Source organism: Marinomonas atlantica (genome assembly GCF_001639725.1).
In the GTDB taxonomy this organism is placed as follows: Bacteria; Pseudomonadota; Gammaproteobacteria; order Pseudomonadales; family Marinomonadaceae; genus Marinomonas; species Marinomonas atlantica.
In genome coordinates, this window is sequence record NZ_LTAW01000012.1 from 47,955 (window position 1) to 64,459 (window position 16,505).

Annotated in this window: 17 protein-coding genes; 13 read left to right on the forward strand and 4 right to left on the reverse strand. The window is 47.1% G+C overall.

The window, feature by feature from the left end; translation table 11 throughout:
• The first annotated feature begins 20 nt into the window (after nt 1-20).
• On the forward strand, nt 21-755 hold the full coding sequence (locus AYW75_RS16905; protein WP_067102019.1) for a lysophospholipid acyltransferase family protein: 735 nt from the start codon (nt 21-23) through the stop codon (nt 753-755).
• Between the two features lie 67 nt (nt 756-822).
• Here the strand turns inward: AYW75_RS16905 and fabB are convergent, their stop codons facing one another.
• On the reverse strand, nt 823-2,037 hold the full coding sequence (gene fabB / locus AYW75_RS16910; protein WP_067037126.1) for a beta-ketoacyl-ACP synthase I: 1,215 nt from the start codon (nt 2,035-2,037) through the stop codon (nt 823-825).
• A 30-nt stretch (nt 2,038-2,067) separates the two neighbouring features.
• On the reverse strand, nt 2,068-2,583 hold the full coding sequence (fabA, locus tag AYW75_RS16915) for a 3-hydroxyacyl-[acyl-carrier-protein] dehydratase FabA (protein WP_067037128.1): 516 nt from the start codon (nt 2,581-2,583) through the stop codon (nt 2,068-2,070).
• A gap of 278 nt (nt 2,584-2,861) precedes the next feature.
• On the opposite strand from fabA, the gene AYW75_RS16920 reads away from it, so the two are divergent.
• Complete coding sequence (locus AYW75_RS16920; protein WP_067102022.1) at nt 2,862-3,824, forward strand: alpha/beta fold hydrolase; 963 nt, start codon at nt 2,862-2,864, stop codon at nt 3,822-3,824.
• On the opposite strand, the gene ispB is transcribed toward AYW75_RS16920, so the two are convergent.
• Nucleotides 3,787-4,776: an octaprenyl diphosphate synthase gene (gene ispB, locus AYW75_RS16925; RefSeq protein WP_067102024.1), complete on the reverse strand. Its 990-nt coding sequence runs from the start codon at nt 4,774-4,776 to the stop codon at nt 3,787-3,789. The two genes, AYW75_RS16920 and ispB, sit on opposite strands and share 38 nt — an antisense overlap.
• 283 nt (nt 4,777-5,059) lie before the next feature.
• Between ispB and rplU the strand changes: the two genes are divergently transcribed.
• The 5 genes from rplU (at nt 5,060) to AYW75_RS16950 (ending at nt 8,483) form a co-directional block, all read left to right on the forward strand.
• A complete protein-coding gene (gene rplU / locus AYW75_RS16930) occupies nt 5,060-5,368 on the forward strand; it encodes a 50S ribosomal protein L21 (RefSeq protein ID WP_067037134.1) in 309 nt (102 codons plus the stop codon).
• A 36-nt stretch (nt 5,369-5,404) separates the two neighbouring features.
• Nucleotides 5,405-5,665, forward strand: a complete 261-nt coding sequence (gene rpmA, locus AYW75_RS16935; protein ID WP_067037136.1) for a 50S ribosomal protein L27 — start codon at nt 5,405-5,407, stop codon at nt 5,663-5,665.
• A gap of 109 nt (nt 5,666-5,774) precedes the next feature.
• Complete coding sequence (gene cgtA, locus AYW75_RS16940) at nt 5,775-6,959, forward strand: Obg family GTPase CgtA (protein WP_067102026.1); 1,185 nt, start codon at nt 5,775-5,777, stop codon at nt 6,957-6,959.
• Between the two features lie 23 nt (nt 6,960-6,982).
• Nucleotides 6,983-8,107, forward strand: coding sequence for a glutamate 5-kinase (gene proB / locus AYW75_RS16945; RefSeq protein WP_139084535.1), 1,125 nt, complete (start codon nt 6,983-6,985; stop codon nt 8,105-8,107).
• 13 nt (nt 8,108-8,120) lie between these two features.
• Nucleotides 8,121-8,483, forward strand: a complete 363-nt coding sequence (locus AYW75_RS16950; protein ID WP_067037140.1) for a diacylglycerol kinase — start codon at nt 8,121-8,123, stop codon at nt 8,481-8,483.
• A gap of 63 nt (nt 8,484-8,546) precedes the next feature.
• On the opposite strand, the gene rpsT is transcribed toward AYW75_RS16950, so the two are convergent.
• The gene (gene rpsT, locus AYW75_RS16955) at nt 8,547-8,810 is read right to left on the reverse strand and encodes a 30S ribosomal protein S20 (RefSeq protein ID WP_067037142.1); all 264 of its coding nucleotides are present in this window, start codon (nt 8,808-8,810) and stop codon (nt 8,547-8,549) included.
• Between the two features lie 224 nt (nt 8,811-9,034).
• Between rpsT and murJ the strand changes: the two genes are divergently transcribed.
• From murJ to ispH, 6 genes are all read left to right on the forward strand, one after another.
• On the forward strand, nt 9,035-10,594 hold the full coding sequence (gene murJ / locus AYW75_RS16960) for a murein biosynthesis integral membrane protein MurJ (protein WP_067037157.1): 1,560 nt from the start codon (nt 9,035-9,037) through the stop codon (nt 10,592-10,594).
• Nucleotides 10,595-10,693: 99 nt separating this feature from the next.
• A complete protein-coding gene (gene ribF, locus AYW75_RS16965; RefSeq protein WP_067102030.1) occupies nt 10,694-11,623 on the forward strand; it encodes a bifunctional riboflavin kinase/FAD synthetase in 930 nt (309 codons plus the stop codon).
• 31 nt (nt 11,624-11,654) lie between these two features.
• On the forward strand, nt 11,655-14,477 hold the full coding sequence (gene ileS / locus AYW75_RS16970; protein WP_067102031.1) for an isoleucine--tRNA ligase: 2,823 nt from the start codon (nt 11,655-11,657) through the stop codon (nt 14,475-14,477).
• Nucleotides 14,477-14,989 (forward strand): signal peptidase II, encoded by a 513-nt coding sequence (gene lspA / locus AYW75_RS16975; RefSeq protein ID WP_331709471.1) that lies wholly within the window; start codon nt 14,477-14,479, stop codon nt 14,987-14,989. Before ileS ends, lspA begins: the two co-directional genes overlap by 1 nt.
• Nucleotides 14,979-15,404 carry an FKBP-type peptidyl-prolyl cis-trans isomerase gene (locus AYW75_RS16980; protein WP_067102034.1) on the forward strand — a complete coding sequence of 142 codons (426 nt, stop codon included), beginning with the start codon at nt 14,979-14,981 and terminating at the stop codon, nt 15,402-15,404. The genes lspA and AYW75_RS16980 overlap by 11 nt, the downstream gene beginning before the upstream one ends.
• A complete protein-coding gene (gene ispH, locus AYW75_RS16985) occupies nt 15,404-16,357 on the forward strand; it encodes a 4-hydroxy-3-methylbut-2-enyl diphosphate reductase (protein WP_067102037.1) in 954 nt (317 codons plus the stop codon). Before AYW75_RS16980 ends, ispH begins: the two co-directional genes overlap by 1 nt.
• Nucleotides 16,358-16,505: the final 148 nt, after the last annotated feature.

Genomic DNA, 16,505 nt, shown 5'->3' on the forward strand with positions numbered 1-16,505 from the left:
AAATACGGAGTAAGCGCTTCATGAAACCTAGGAATTCGCTACGGGCTCTGATTGGCTCGTTATTGTTTACCTTATGCTATGGGGTCTTAACAGGCTTTACGGGAATTTTTGCGCCATTGATTGGCTTTATATTGCCACCAAGTTGGCGTCAGCCAATGCTAAATATTCATAACCACTCACTGTTGTTTTTATTTCGAGTACTCTGTGGTGTCAAAGTTGACATTATTGGTCGTGAAAACCTCCCAGGTAAAGATTGTCCTGTTGTTTTGGCGGCGAATCATCAAAGTGAGTGGGAAACTTACTTGCTGCAGGTATTGAAAACGCCGATCTCGACGGTTCTTAAGAAAGAGTTGCTCTCGATTCCATTCTTCGGTTGGGGGTTGCGATTGGTTCAACCGATCGCTATTGATCGCTCGAAGCGAGCTGGAGCCTTGAAGCAAATTCTGAAGCAAGGTAAAGATCGCTTGCAAGCCGGCCGTTCGGTGCTGATTTTTCCTGAAGGGACTCGGACTGTACCGGGGAAAGAACGTGACTTTAACAAGGGCGCTGCTATGCTTGCTGCCTCTTCAAAAAGACCTATTTTACCCATCGTACACAACGCAGGCCATGCTTGGCCTGGGCGAACGTGGCGTCGATACCCAGGTACGATTACGGTGGTGATTGGGCCGCTGATTGAAGTTGAAGGCAAAGATACCAACCAAATTCATGAAGAAATGGAGCATTGGATGCGCGATGCAATGCGTAAACATCCATAGCCTCTGTACTTGAGACACAAAAAAAACCGCTCAATGAGCGGTTTTTTTATGTCTTGAAATGCTGTAATTAGCCTTCGTATTTTTTGAAGACTAAGCTGGCATTTGTTCCACCAAAGCCAAAGCTGTTAGACATTACATAGTTTAGCTCTACGTCGTCTTGGCGAGTAAGCGCAACTGGAATATCACCCGCTTCAGGATCTAGTTCAGTGATGTTTGCAGACGCCGTGATGAATTTGTTTTCCATCATTAGCAAGCTATAGATAGCTTCGTGAACGCCAGCAGCACCTAGAGAGTGACCAGATAGAGACTTAGTGGAGCTGATTGTTGGGATTTCAGAACCAAATGTTTCGCGAACCGCTTGTAGCTCTTTCATATCACCAGCAGGCGTGCTCGTACCATGAGTATTGATGTAGTCAATTTTACCATCAATAGTGCTCATTGCCATTTGCATACAACGAACCGCACCTTCGCCTGACGGCGCTACCATGTCATAGCCGTCAGACGTTGCACCGTAGCCTACCACTTCAGCGTAGATCTTAGCGCCACGTGCTTTAGCGTGTTCAAGCTCTTCAAGAACAAGAATACCGCCACCACCAGCAATAACGAAGCCATCACGCTTAGCATCATAGGCGCGAGATGCTTGATCTGGCGTATCGTTGTACTTAGAAGACAGCGCACCCATTGCATCAAACATGCATGTTTGCGTCCAGCTTTCTTCTTCACCGCCACCAGCGAATACAACGTCCTGCTTTCCTAGTTGGATAAGCTCCATTGCATTACCGATACAGTGTGCACTGGTTGAACATGCAGACGTAATGGAGTAGTTAACGCCTTTGATCTTGAACGGTGTCGCAAGACAAGCAGACACAGTGCTACCCATAGTTTGCGTAACACGGTAAGGACCTACACGCTTAACACCTTTCTCGCGTAACGTATCGGCTGATTCTACTAGATTTCGAGCCGATGCACCGCCAGAGCCAGCGATCAAACCTGTACGAATGTTAGAAACTTGGTCTTCAGCTAGGCCTGAGTCAGCAATCGCTTGCTGCATGGAAACGTAAGCGTAAGTCGCTGCATCCCCCATGAATCGACGAACTTTACGATCAATTTCAGTATCGTCTAGATCAATACGACCGCATACATGGCTGCGAAAACCTTTTTCCTTGTAGTCTTCTGCGAAACGAATGCCTGAACGGCCTTCTTGCAGTGACTCAAGAACGGATTGTTTGTCATTGCCTAGGCAGCTAACAATGCCTAGACCAGTTACAACTACACGACGCATAACTAATGTGCCTCTTATACTCTTAATCTTTTAGAAGTTTTCTGTTGATGTGAACAAGCCTACACGTAGGTCTTTAGCCGTGTAAATCTCACGACCATCAACAGAGACACTTCCGTCAGCAATGCCCATTACAAGCTTGCGTTCGATCACGCGCTTCAGGTCAATACGGAACGTTACTTTCTTAGCGGTTGGCAGGATTTGCCCAGTGAATTTCACTTCACCAGAACCCAATGCACGGCCACGTCCTTTGTTACCTTTCCAGCCAAGGAAGAAGCCAACAAGCTGCCACATGGCATCCAGACCTAAACAGCCTGGCATCACAGGATCGCCTGGGAAATGGCAGTCGAAGAACCAAAGGTCAGGAGTGATATCCAATTCAGCAATTATCTCACCTTTTCCGAACGCACCGCCTTCGGTAGAGATGTTGGTGATTCGGTCTATCATTAGCATGTTGCCGACAGGAAGCTGAGCATTACCTTCGCCAAACATTTCGCCGTTGCCGCACTTTAAAAGTTCGTCTTTTTCAAACGATGAAGCTGTAGTCATTATAGTCCTATTTCCACCACTCCTTGTTTACCTAAGCAAAGTAATAGAGCGCGTGGTCCAGTTAGCAGTATGAAAATCCATGAGATTATATCGGTTCAGGCAAGTAATATGAATGTTTGTGCGGAAAAAAACCAATTGTGAGTCGGTAAAAGTACGTTTTTTTTGTCTATTTACGTAACAAAAAGACAAAATTTACATGTGTGCCTGTGTGTCGATAGCATATTGGTCTTGTCTGCAGCACTAAAAAATACGGATGATGGTACAAAATAGGAGCAACTATGAGCACGTTAACCTATCAACAAGAATTGTTGCCAGTGTCAGATACCGAGTTGTCGATTTATTTACGCTTGCTCGAAAGCCACTCCCAAGCTTTGCACTTTCTCCATGGTAATGGTTTTGCAGTACGTAGCTATGATGCTTTGTTGGAAGGAATTGTAAAGTGTGAGGACCTCATGCTGCAAGACGCGGCGGGGCATGGTTTATCTCCTACAGGTGATCGATTTGTGGGATGGGAAGAGTCTTCATATCGCTTTTATAGGACATTAATTGAGCAGAAACAGATTCAGCAATGGGAAGATTTAGTAGGCGTTGGTCATAGCTTTGGGGGATGTATGACGCTACTCATGAATCATCGTGATCAGCAGCTATTTAAGCAAATGGTCTTATTAGATCCGGCTTGGTATCCGCCGGAAATGATTGCACAATTAAACGACGAGAATGAGCAGGATAAACGTTCAAAGTCGCTTTTGGTTCGACAAACCGAGCGTCGGCGAACACTGTGGCGTGATACGCAGGAGGTGTTTAGCAGCCTGCGTGGTCGAGGAGCATTTGTGGGGTGGCAAGATCGGTGTTTATTCGACTATGTGACGCATTCGACGTACGAAAACCAAGAAGGGTTTCGACAATTAAACTGCCCCCCCTGGCTGGAGGCTGCTGTATTTGGTAGTTCTCCTAGCATGTTATGGCAAGCGATAGCGCGGCTTGAGACGCCAACATATGTGATCTGGGGGACGGATACGCATGAAATGTTTCAAGCATCGTATCACTTAGCGCAAGCAATGAACTCAAACCTACAGTTTATTGAAGTGCAGGGTGGACATTGTTTTATGATGCAGCAACCGGATCAAACCGCACGCTTGGTGCGTGCGGTGATTGATCATGACGGTGAAACCATCAATGCATTAAAACACTCGGGATTTGTAATTAAGTGCGACGATTTACCGCCGCATTGGCTAAGTTAATCAGGGCTTGCTTATAAGGTGAATCAGGTAGAATGCTGATTGCAGAAATAGCGAGATCAGATTGCTTTCTGGCTTCGGCCTCTGTGTATTCGATCGCGCCACAATCACGGACGTCGGCAAGAATAGTCTCTAGATTTTCTAGGCCACCGGTCTCAATGGCGGAGCGTACGCGTTGTTTGGCATCCTCAGTCCCATGCTTCATGGTAAAGATCAGCGGTAAGGTCGGTTTTCCTTCTGCTAGATCGTCGCCCACACTCTTGCCCATTTCTTCTGCTGTGGAAGTGTAGTCCATAACGTCATCGATGAGCTGGAATGCAGTGCCAACGTACATACCATACTGGCGTAGCGCTTCTTGGTAGACGTCGCTGGCTTCGGCCACCACAGCGCCACATAAGGCAGCACCTTCAAACAGTTTTGCTGTTTTGTATTGGATGACTTTGATGTAGCTTTCTTCGGTAGTATCTGGGTCGCCGCAGTTGATTAGCTGCTGAACTTCACCTTCCGAGATGATGTTGGTAGTACCAGATAGGATTTCCATGCATTGGAAACTGCCTACGTCGACCATGATTTGAAACGCTCGAGTATATAGAAAATCTCCTACCAAGACGCTGGGCGCATTGCCCCATTCTTCATTGGCGGTTTTTTTGCCGCGGCGCATATCGGATTCGTCAACCACGTCATCATGTAGCAATGTAGCGGTGTGAATGAACTCGATAATAGAGGCCATTTTCACGGCATTGCTCAAAGAGGTTTCACTAAGACCGTTGGCAGATTGTGCGGCACGGGCTGACAGTAACACCATTAGCGGGCGCAAACGCTTGCCGCCATTACTAATGATATAGTAACCAATTTGCTCGATGAGAGGGATCTCGCTCTTAAGTTGCGAAACAATGTAGTCATTTACTTGACCGAATTCATCGGCCACCACGTCATGAATATTAGTAGGTTGCATGGAACTTCCGAAGCTAAAATATAGTCAAGCCGAACAGCAAGAGGCGTCAATGCTAGGTAAGCTCCTACAGCGGGTCAACCCAAAACAGTAAAAATACTGATCGGAAGGTGAATTGGCTTGTTTTTGTTGGTTCTCTTTTGTACAATTCGGCGTCCGATTTGCCCACACTTTTGCTCCCTATCATATGGTGAAATGTAAGCCCTTGAAGGGTATATGTTTGTAAGCCACTAGAAGTAGGTCAAATACAATCCAGTAGCCGGGCAAATTCATTTGGAGAGAGATAATGTTTGCAGTGATCAAAACAGGCGGTAAGCAATACCGTGTACAAGAAGGTCAAACTCTTAAAGTTGAGAAACTAGCTGTTGAAGCCGGTTCTGCAATCGACTTTAACGAAGTTCTTCTTGTAAGCAACGGCGACGACGTAAAAGTTGGCGCGCCAGTTGTTGAAGGCGTGAAAGTGACAGCTGAAGTTGTTGCACACGGCCGTGGCGACAAAGTTAAAATCTTGAAATTCCGTCGTCGTAAGCACTCTATGAAACGCCAAGGTCACCGTCAGTGGTTCACAGAAGTGAAAATCACTGGTATTAACTAATTAAGCGTTTAAAGATTTAATATTTAGGAGTAAATCATGGCTCATAAGAAAGCTGGTGGTAGTACTAAAAACGGTCGCGACAGTCAGTCGAAACGCTTAGGTGTTAAACGTTTCGGCGGTCAGGTTGTGATCCCAGGTAATATTCTTGTTCGTCAACGTGGTACTGAGTTCCACGCAGGCGAAGGCGTTCGTGTTGGTAAAGACCACACTTTGTTCGCTGTTGCTGAAGGTCAAGTGAAATTCGAAGTGAAAGGTAAATTCAAGCGTCGCACAGTTTCTGTTGTGTCTGCTGCCTAATCGCATCGCGAATCACTAAAAAAGAGCTCCGCAGCGCGGGGCTTTTTTTTTGGAAAAATTCTATAATCAGGGCAGTTGAACTCTGATAACGCACCTAAGAGGTGATTTTGTGAAATTTGTTGATGAAGCCACGATTTATGTTCGCGCAGGTAAAGGTGGTAATGGTGCTTTAAGCTTTTGGCGAGAAAAGTTCGTCGCCAAAGGTGGCCCAGACGGTGGTGATGGTGGTGATGGCGGTAGTGTGATGTTGGTGGCCGACGAGTCATTGAATACACTGATCGATTTCCGTTTTACCAAAAAATACATTGCTGAAAATGGTCAAGGTGGTCAAGGCCGCGATATGACTGGCTCTAAAGCACCTGATCTTGAGATCAAAGTGCCGGTTGGTACGACGGTTATTGATGAAGATACTGGTGAGACGCTAGGCGATCTAGTGCAAATTGGTCAGTGCTTGAAAGTGGCGCAAGGTGGTCATAAAGGTTTGGGAAATACTCGTTTTAAATCGAGTACAAACCGTGCGCCGCGCCAAACGACGAAAGGGACGGTGGGTGAAGAGCGTAACCTTAAATTAGAGATGAAAGTCTTGGCAGACGTGGGTCTGTTGGGTCTGCCGAATGCGGGTAAGTCTACCTTCATCCGTTCAGTGTCATCGGCTAAGCCAAAGGTGGCGGATTATCCGTTTACGACGCTGGTGCCAAACCTTGGCGTGGTAAAAGTTAAGAAGCATCAAAGCTTCGTAATTGCCGATATTCCAGGAATTATTGAAGGTGCTGCAGAAGGGGCTGGTTTAGGGATTCGATTCTTAAAGCACTTGGTACGTAACCGTATTCTTTTGCATATCGTTGATATGGCACCTTGGGATGACGTGACACCTGCGCAAGCGGCTCAGATTGCGGTGAATGAACTGCATGAATTCTCGCCTGCATTGGCTGAGAAGCGTGAGCGTTGGCTGGTTTTGAATAAGCTTGATATGGTGCCGGAAAGTGAGCGTGAGGAACGCTGTCAAAGTGTGATCGACGCATTGAACTGGGAAGGTAAAACGTACCGTATCTCAGCGATTTCCGGTGAAGGGACTGAGGTTCTGTGTCTTGATCTGATGACCGCGCTAGACGAAAAACGTGAACTGTTAGCCGAAGATGACAATGCTCGAGCTGAAGAGCGTGCAATTCGTGAATTGATTGATGAAGAAGGTCGCGATCGCATTCGTCTACTTCGTAAGAATCGCCGTAATGGCTCGGACGACGATGATTTTGATGAAGACGATTACGATGTGGACGTTGAATACGTTCGATAAACTTTTAGTGAGATAAGCTGTAGATGGACATGAGAGAGAAGATTGCATCCGCTCAACGAGTGGTTGTAAAAATAGGTAGCGCTTTATTGACTAACGACGGTCAAGGGCTAGATGTCGGCAATATTGGGCTTTGGGTTGCGCAGATTGCACAACTGCGAGCTCAGGGTAAAGAGGTAGTATTAGTCTCTTCCGGCTCCATTGCGGCAGGCATGAAACGCCTAGGCTTCTCTTCACGACCGACACAAGTAAACGAATTGCAAGCCGCTGCCGCAGTAGGGCAGATGGAGCTAGTAGGCGTTTACGAATCTCATTTTGAAGTACATGGTCTGTGTACCGCGCAAATTTTGCTGACACATGACGACTTATCCAACCGTCGTCGATACTTAAACGCCCGATCTTCGCTGCGAACGCTGTTAAAGCTTGGCGCTGTACCCATAGTTAATGAGAATGACACCGTTGTAACCGATGAGATCCGTTTTGGTGATAACGATACCTTAGGGGCGTTGGTTGCTAACCTGGTTGAGGCGGATGTATTGATTATTTTGACGGATCAGCAAGGGTTGTTTGATAAAAATCCTCGTGATCATAAAGATGCAACATTAATACAGCATGCTTCAGCAAGCGATGACACTCTGGATGCTATGGCGAGCGGTGGTGCTGGTGTTTTGGGTACGGGGGGGATGTTGACGAAAGTTCGTGCAGCGCGCTTAGCGGCGCGCTCAGGCGCGCACACAGTGATTGCATCCGGTCGTGAGGGGAGTGTCATTTTGCGAGTCGCAAATGGCGAGAACCTAGGGACATGGTTGCAACCTGAACATGGTCGTTCGGCTTCTCGTAAGCAATGGCTGGCAGGACATCTTAAGAGTCGCGGCACTTTGATTATTGATGATGGTGCGGTACGTGCTTTGCGTCAATCTGGCACCAGTTTACTTCCGGTGGGTATTAAAGACGCTGAGGGAACGTTCTCGCGAGGCGATATGGTGATCTGTGTGGATCAGCTTGGAAATATCGTTGCGCGTGGTTTGGTGAACTACAGTATTGCTGAAACACTTAAGTTGTTAGGTAAACCATCCAGCGAGCGTTATGCCATTTTAGGCTATGAGGGCGAGCCAGAGTTGATTCATCGCGATGACCTAGTGATTATTTAGAGGAAGCGGTTGCATGGCAAAACCTGGGAAAATTGGCTTAGAGCGCATGTTGGATGCGACGCGTTACTCTTATCAAGGGCTGCGTGCTCAGTGGCGTTATGAGGCGTCTTTTCGTCAAGAGGTGTGGCTATTTTTGGTGGCTCTGCCGTTGGCGTTGTGGTTTGGAGATTCAGCGTTAGAGAAAGCGTTGATGATTTTTTCAGTCGGTATTGTTTTAGTAGTGGAAACCATTAACTCGAGCATTGAGGCGATTGTTGACCGCATCAGTGATGAAAAGCATGAATTATCAGGTCGTGCGAAAGATTTAGGCTCAGCGGCCGTCATGTTAAGTTTGAGTTTAGCGGGAGTAGTTTGGTTGTTCTTGCTGTTTAACTGACAGAGACTAAGCGTGTAAAGACTAGACATAAAAAAACCGGCTCACGCCGGTTTTTTTATGGGATTAGGCCAATGCTTTGATTTTAGCATTCAAGCGGCTCTTATGGCGAGCTGCTTTGTTTTTGTGATATAGGCCTTTGTCAGCTGCTTTGTCTAGTTTAGACGCTGCAACAGAGTATGCTGCTTGAGCTTCTTCTTGGTTTCCTGCTTCAATAGCTGCATCTACTTTTTTCAAGTATGTGCGCACCATAGAGCGCAGGCTACCGTTGTGAGCGCGACGCTTGATCGCCTGGCGCGCACGTTTTTTTGAACCGGCGGAGTTTGCCACAGTCTGGCTCCTTCAATCTTCTATAATTAAAACGATACAACGGGCTGTTGAGTCGCTTGTGAATGTCAAGTTTAAACTTGAAAATCTCGCGGCGGATTTTACCAGTTTTTGGCTTTGCTACAACCCCAAACACACATTATTACTCGTGAAAAGTATATTTTTTGGCTGTTTGGTCACCAGCTAAATGCTATTCTTGGGCAAATTTTCAGGCAGAACATGATCTTATGTCGAACACGCCATCGGTTAAAAGTCGATCACTATTACGTTCCGGGTTGCTGGTTTCTATTTGTACATTTCTTTCTCGCATCCTTGGGCTGGCTCGTGATGCCTCATTGGCTTATGTATTAGGTGCCAGTGCCGGTGCCGATGCCTTTTATGTGGCATTTAAAATCCCGAACTTTTTTCGTCGTTTATTTGCGGAAGGCGCGTTTGCTCAAGCGTTTGTACCCGTGTTGAGCGATTATCGCGTTAACGAGGGGCACGATGCGGTGCGTGAGCTCATTGCGGCGGTGACAGGGTCGTTGACCTTGGTGTTGCTGGCAATGACGGCCATCTTCATGGTGGCATCTCCTTGGGTGGTGTATGTGTTTGCGCCGGGTTTTTCGGACAATCCGGGGCAGCTGGCGTTGGCGTCGACGTTGTTGACCGTGACGTTTCCATATTTGCTATTTATATCACTCACCGCGTTAGCGGGCGGGATACTAAACGCCCACGGTGAATACGGTGTGCCGGCCATTACGCCTATCTTTTTAAATATTTCATTGTTGGTAGCAACATTAGGTTTTGCCAGCAGTGCCAGCCAAGCAGAGTTGAGTATTGCTTGGGGGGTGTTTGCTGCTGGTGTTGTGCAGCTGTTGTTTCAGGTGCCTTTTTTAGCTCGGTTAAAATTGTTGCCGCGCCCAAAAGTGGGGTTTGCTCATCCTGGCGTGAAGCGTATTTTGTTATTAATGGGGCCAGCGTTGTTTGGTGTGTCCGTTGGTCAGATTAATTTATTACTAGATACGGTGCTGGCGTCATTGCTTGAAACGGGCAGCATCACTTGGCTTTATCTGTCCGATCGCTTGTATGAATTACCGTTAGGTATTTTTGCGATTGCCATCAGTACCGTTATTTTGCCGTCACTGTCGCGTAGTTTTTCGAGCGAGCGCAGCGCGCATTTCGCGAACACCTTGGATTGGGGGTTGCGTTTACTGTTATTGATTTCGGTCCCTTCGGCGTTGGCTCTGTGTATTTTAGCTAAGCCTATTATTGCGACGGTGTTCTATCGTGGTGAGTTAACGGCTCATGACGTCGATATGGCAGCGATGAGTTTGCAGGCCTATTCGTTGGGATTGGTCTTTATGATGTTAATTAAAGTATTGGCGCCGGGGTATTACGCACGCCAAGATACAAAAACACCAGTTAAAATTGGGGTTATCGCGATGATTGCCAATATGGTGTTTAACGTAATATTGGTTTGGCCTCTAGGGCACGTGGGCTTGGCTCTAGCGACAAGTTTATCAGCAGGGTTGAATGCATTGCTGCTTTGGATTGGATTGCACCGTGATGGTTGCCACCGTTTTTCACGAGATTGGTGGTTAATACTTCGAGTTTTGTTGCTTGGTTCGAGCTTGTTACTGGCTTGGTTGTGGTATTACCAGAGTTTGAATGTTGCTTGGACGGACATTTCCAGTTGGCAGCGTATTCAGCATATGGCGATCGTAGTGGTCGTTGGTGTGCTGCTTTATGGTGTGGGTTTGCTGGCGGCGGGTCTAAGAATGCGTCATTTGCGCGCGCAAGATTAAGTTGTGGGTGTGTTGCTCCCTACCTTTGCGGGGGGGAGTACTATATAATCGCGGTTATTTTTTCAGCGGCTAATTGAGTTTTTGCCGGTACGAGGTGATATGGAACTGGTTCGGGGTATTCACAATCTCCAAGACGCGCAACGTAATGGTGTGCTGACAATTGGTAATTTTGATGGCGTACATCTTGGGCATCAGGCGATCCTTAACCGAGTTAAGTCATTAGCTGAGCACTATCGGGCGCCGTCGGGCATTATGATCTTTGAGCCGCAGCCGCGCGAATTTTTTGCGCCCCAAGATGCGCCTGGTCGTTTGTCTCGCTTGCGCGATAAAGTGGCATTATTATCGAAGCATGATATCGATTATGTTCTTTGCATGCCGTTTAATACGCGACTACGGACATTAGATGCGCACGCTTTCTGCCAGCAAATATTGCATGACGGTTTAGCGGTTAAGCATTTGGTGGTCGGTGATGACTTCCGCTTTGGATGTGACCGTCAAGGCAACTTTGAATACTTAGAAGCGTTTGGCGCTCAGCATGGGTTTGATGTTGAGAATACGTCGTCCATTTTAAATGGGGAAGGTTTGCGTATCAGTAGCTCCTTGGTGCGACAACAATTAAACCAAGGTGATATGGTGTCAGCACAGGCGATGTTAGGTCACCCAATTACCATGCGTGGCCGAGTGGTTGGCGGCCAACAGTTGGCGCGCCGTTTAGGCTTCCCAACCGCTAATATCTTTTTGAAAGGCGTTACCCCTGCTTTGTCTGGGGTGTACGCAGTGACCGTTCCAGTGGATGGGAAGGAATACTCGGGTGTGGCAAACATCGGAGTTCGGCCAACAGTAGATGGCAAAACGCCAATACTTGAGGTGCACTTATTTAATTTTAGTGGCGATTTGTACACCCAATATTTAGAGGTGACATTCCGCCAGTTTATTCGTCCTGAGCGCAAAATGAATGGCTTGGATGAATTGGAAAAACAAATTCAATGTGACAAAGAAGAGGCGCTTCGCTTCTTCTCCAATCAGTGACCGATGATCTTTGAGGATAAATCGAATAACCATGAGTGATTATAAACCAACGCTGAATTTGCCAGAAACCGCATTCCCTATGCGTGGTGATCTAGCAAAACGTGAGCCTGCGATGTTGCAACGCTGGCAAGATATGGATCTATACAACAAAGTGCGTGAAGTGAGCAAAGGGCGTAAGTCTTTTATTCTTCATGACGGCCCTCCATACGCCAACGGTAGCATTCACATTGGTCACGCGGTTAACAAAATCCTCAAAGACATTATTGTTAAATCTAAAACCGTTAGTGGATACGATGCACCGTACATTCCTGGTTGGGACTGTCATGGCTTGCCGATCGAGCACAAAGTTGAGCAGATGATCGGTAAAGCGGGCGATAAAGTATCGTTCAAAGATTTCCGCGCAAAGTGTCGTGAGTACGCTTACACGCAAGTGGAAGAGCAGAAAAAAGACTTCATCCGTTTGGGTGTGATGGGCGATTGGGAAAATCCTTACCTAACGATGAACTTCGTTACCGAAGCGAACATCGTGCGCGCATTGGGTAAAATCGCTGAAAACGGCCATCTAGTAAAAGGCTTCAAGCCTGTTTACTGGAGTGTTGTGGGTGGCTCGGCACTGGCCGAAGCGGAAGTGGAATATCAAGATAAAACGTCTTTGTCTTTAGATGTGCGTTATGCACCACAAGACGAAGCCGCGTTTTTAGGTAAGTTCTCTGATGTCGAAGGTGAGGGCAAAGTGTCGGTTGTCATTTGGACCACCACGCCTTGGACGCTGCCTGCCAGCCAAGCGGTATCGATCCATCCAGAATTCAACTACGCATTGGTCGAAGTGGATATGGGGGCGGGTAAAGAGCGTCTTGTATTTGCTGAAGATATGGTCGAAGGCATCATGCAGCGTTACGGTCATGAAGCGTATCGTATCGTAGGACGTGCCGTAGGCGCAGATCTAGGTGGCTTGGTGCTTAACCATCCATTTATGGAACGTGATATCCCTGTTTTGCTAGGCGAGCACGTGACTGCGGACGCCGGTACGGGTTGTGTGCACACCGCCCCAGACCACGGCGTTGACGACTTTAACGTGGGTCGCGCAAATGGTATCGGTACCATTAACCTAGTCCAAGACAATGGTGTTTACTCTGATGCGGCGGGTGAATTCGCGGGTTTGCACGTTTACAAAGTAGACGATGCTGTATTGGAAGCCTTAGGTCGTAACGATGCGCTGGTATTCCAATCGAAAATTTTCCACAGCTACCCACATTGCTGGCGTACCAAAACACCTTTGATCTTCCGTGCGACGCCGCAATGGTTTATCAGCATGGATGAGAAGGGCTTACTGGATGATGCTAAAGCCGCTGTGAAAGGTGTTAAATGGACGCCTTCATGGGGTCAAAACCGTATGGAAGGGATGTTGAGCAATAGCCCAGACTGGTGTGTATCACGTCAGCGTACGTGGGGTGTGCCAATTGCACTGTTCATCAACAAAGAAACACAAGAGCTTCACCCAGAAACGCCTCGTCTTATCGAAGAAGTCGCACAACGTATCGAAAAAGAAGGTATGGATGCGTGGTTCGAGATGGGTGCTGCAGAACTGTTGGGTGAGGAAGCTGACAAATACAGCAAAGTTTCCGATACGCTAGACGTATGGTTCGACTCAGGTGTGACACATTACTCAGTCATTGATCAGCGCGACGAGCTAAGCTTCCCAGCAGATTTATACTTAGAAGGTTCGGATCAGCATCGCGGTTGGTTCCAGTCGTCGTTGAAAACCTCGATCGCCATCCGTGGCGTGCCACCGTATAAAGGTGTCTTAACACACGGTTTCACCGTTGATGGTGATGGCCGCAAGATGTCGAAGTCGCTGGGTAACGTGGTCTCGCCTCAGAAAGTAATGCAGACATTGGGAGCAGACATCATTCGTCTTTGGGTCGCTGCAACCGATTACACGGGTGAAATGACCGTTTCTGACGAGATTCTAAAACGTGTTGCAGACGGCTATCGCCGTATCCGTAATACAGCGCGCTTCATGTTGGCGAACCTGACTGGATTTGATCCGGCAAAAGATTTAGTGGCGCCTGAGAACATGATTGCACTGGACCGTTGGATCGTGGACCGTGCAGCTCAATTGCAGAAAGAGATCGACGAAGCGTATAACGAGTATCAGTTCCTTGCAGTGGTGCAGAAGATTCAAAATTTCTGTTCATTGGATTTGGGTGGTTTCTATCTAGATGTCATCAAAGATCGTCAGTACACCACACAAGAAGACAGCTTGGCGCGTCGTTCTGCGCAAACGGCGTTGTACCATATTGCCGAAGCGTTCACTCGTTGGATTGCTCCGATTTTGAGCTTCACCGCCGATGAAATCTGGCAAGAATTACCAGGCGAGCATTCAGAATCTGTATTCCTAGATACTTGGTATGAAGGCTTATTTGAACTGAGCGGTGATGAAGCGTTGGGTCGTCATTTCTGGAAGCAAGTATTGGATGTCAAAATGGCCGCCAATAAAGTGCTTGAGGCGGTGCGTAAGGAAGGCAAGATTAAGGCGAGCCTAAGTGCTGAGATTACACTTTACTGCGATGCTGAGTTGCAAGCGACACTATCGAAGTTGGGTGATGAGCTGCGTTTCGTCTTGATTTCTTCTGAAGCGAACGTTGCATCTTTGGCTGATGCGCCTGCAGATGCGGCAGAAACAGAGCTTGCTGGCTTGAAAGTGGCTGTATTGGTGAGCGAAAAAGAGAAATGTGTTCGTTGCTGGCATCACCGTGAAGAAGTGGGCAAGCGCGAGTCTCATCCTGAGCTATGTGATCGTTGTATCTCGAACCTGCCGGAAGGCGAGGGCGAGCAGCGCCATTTCGCGTAATGATGATGCGAACGAGCATACAAAGAGTCCAGCGCTGGTGGGCGCTGGCAATTGCTGTTTTTGCCTTGGATTGGGTAACCAAGCAAGGCATTGAGGCAAACTTATACTATGGACAGGAGATTCCTCTTCTGCCTTTCTTTGACTTAACGCTGCGTTACAACACCGGTGCTGCATTCAGCTTTTTGGCTGAAGCGGGCGGATGGCAGCGTTGGTTCTTTTCTTTGATTGCGATGGCTGTCGTCATAGGCATTAGTTGGCGACTGTCAAAAATCGGTCACACTCATAAGCTAGAAGCGTTGTCATTAACGCTGATTATGTCGGGCGCTATTGGCAACCTGCATGATCGTTTGTCTTATGGGCATGTTATCGATTTTATTCAAGTCCATTGGCAATCCACTTGGTATTTTCCAGCGTTTAACATTGCTGACAGTGCGATCACTGTGGGAGTAGTTTTAATGTTGGCAGAGGGGTTGTTTCAGAAAAAACCCAAGGGTAAACAGAATGACGATTAATGAACAAAGCCGAATTACGTTACATTTTGAATTGGCTTTGGCGAATGGCCAGTTGGTTGACTCCAATTTTGAGGGTGCACCTGCACAGTTTGTTTACGGTGACGGCAGCTTATTGCCTGAGTTTGAAGCCGTATTGATTGGCATGTCAGCGGGTGATGAGGCAAGCTTTTCTATGGCGCCAGAAAAAGCTTTTGGCGCTCATAATCCGAGTAATGTGCAAACGATGGCTCGCGGCCAGTTTGGCATAGACATTGAAGAAGGTATGGTCGTATCGTTTGCTGATCAGGCGAAAAACGAATTACCTGGTGTCATAAAGAGCATTGGTGAGCAGCAGGTGGAAGTTGATTTTAATCACCCATTAGCTGGTCATACTTTGACTTACCATGTCAAAATTGTTGCGGTAGAGGAGGCCTAATGTCATTCGCTATTCATCTTGCGAATCCTCGAGGCTTTTGTGCCGGTGTGGATCGAGCTATCGAAATCGTTAAACGTTGCTTGGACATCTTTGAAGCACCCATCTATGTCCGTCATGAAGTGGTGCACAACAAATTTGTCGTAGAGTCATTAAAAGAGCGCGGTGCCGTCTTTGTTGACGAATTAGACCAAGTTCCTGATGACCAGATTGTGATATTTAGTGCGCATGGCGTATCACAAGCGGTGCGTAATGAAGCGGATCGCCGTGGCTTAAAAGTGTTTGATGCAACGTGCCCGTTAGTGACTAAAGTACATATGGAAGTTGTGCGCTATTCACGAGACGGTATGGAATGTGTATTGATTGGTCATGATGGTCACCCTGAAGTAGAGGGTACTATGGGGCAATACGATTCAAGCAAAGGCGGCGCTATTTACCTAGTTGAGCAGCCAGAAGATGTAGCCAACCTAAAAGTAAACGATCCTAGTCGACTTGCTTTCGTAACTCAGACAACATTATCAATGGATGACACGTCAATTGTGATTGATGCACTGCGTCAAAACTTCCCAGATATCCAAGGGCCAAAAAAAGACGACATTTGCTATGCGACTCAGAACCGTCAAGATGCTGTGAAAACGTTAGCTCAAGAATGCGATCTTGTTTTAGTCGTTGGCTCCGTGAACAGCTCTAACTCAAACCGCTTGCGTGAGTTGGCTGGTCGTATGGGAACGGAAGCCTACTTAATTGATAATGCCAGTGAAATTAAACCAGATTGGCTTGCTGGTATTTCTGCTGTAGGTATTACAGCAGGTGCGTCTGCACCTGAAGTGCTGGTCAATGAAGTCATTGAGCGATTAAAGCAAGAGGGTGGTGAGGCGCCTCGTGAGTTAGAGGGTCGCGAAGAGAACGTATCATTCTCAATGCCAAAAGAACTTCGCATTGTCGAAGTGATGTAACGCTTAATAATAGGTGCTTAAAGTTTATCAAAAAATTTTTCAAAAAGTGCTTGCGCTGAAAATTCATATGGGTATTATACGCACCCACTGACACGGACAACGCTTCACAACAACGAAGCGGTAACGAAGTCAGACGCTCTTTAAAATA

Bases quoted from the DNA above. Each gene is read 5' to 3' on its own strand.
- AYW75_RS16905 (WP_067102019.1), top strand. From the start codon at position 21: ATGAAACCTAGGAATTCGCTACGGGCTCTGATTGGCTCGTTATTGTTT.
- fabB (WP_067037126.1), bottom strand. From the start codon at position 2,037: ATGCGTCGTGTAGTTGTAACTGGTCTAGGCATTGTTAGCTGCCTAGGC.
- fabA (WP_067037128.1), bottom strand. From the start codon at position 2,583: ATGACTACAGCTTCATCGTTTGAAAAAGACGAACTTTTAAAGTGCGGC.
- AYW75_RS16920 (WP_067102022.1), top strand. From the start codon at position 2,862: ATGAGCACGTTAACCTATCAACAAGAATTGTTGCCAGTGTCAGATACC.
- ispB (WP_067102024.1), bottom strand. From the start codon at position 4,776: ATGCAACCTACTAATATTCATGACGTGGTGGCCGATGAATTCGGTCAA.
- rplU (WP_067037134.1), top strand. From the start codon at position 5,060: ATGTTTGCAGTGATCAAAACAGGCGGTAAGCAATACCGTGTACAAGAA.
- rpmA (WP_067037136.1), top strand. From the start codon at position 5,405: ATGGCTCATAAGAAAGCTGGTGGTAGTACTAAAAACGGTCGCGACAGT.
- proB (WP_139084535.1), top strand. From the start codon at position 6,983: ATGGACATGAGAGAGAAGATTGCATCCGCTCAACGAGTGGTTGTAAAA.
- AYW75_RS16950 (WP_067037140.1), top strand. From the start codon at position 8,121: ATGGCAAAACCTGGGAAAATTGGCTTAGAGCGCATGTTGGATGCGACG.
- murJ (WP_067037157.1), top strand. From the start codon at position 9,035: ATGTCGAACACGCCATCGGTTAAAAGTCGATCACTATTACGTTCCGGG.
- ribF (WP_067102030.1), top strand. From the start codon at position 10,694: ATGGAACTGGTTCGGGGTATTCACAATCTCCAAGACGCGCAACGTAAT.
- ileS (WP_067102031.1), top strand. From the start codon at position 11,655: ATGAGTGATTATAAACCAACGCTGAATTTGCCAGAAACCGCATTCCCT.
- lspA (WP_331709471.1), top strand. From the start codon at position 14,477: ATGATGATGCGAACGAGCATACAAAGAGTCCAGCGCTGGTGGGCGCTG.
- AYW75_RS16980 (WP_067102034.1), top strand. From the start codon at position 14,979: ATGACGATTAATGAACAAAGCCGAATTACGTTACATTTTGAATTGGCT.
- ispH (WP_067102037.1), top strand. From the start codon at position 15,404: ATGTCATTCGCTATTCATCTTGCGAATCCTCGAGGCTTTTGTGCCGGT.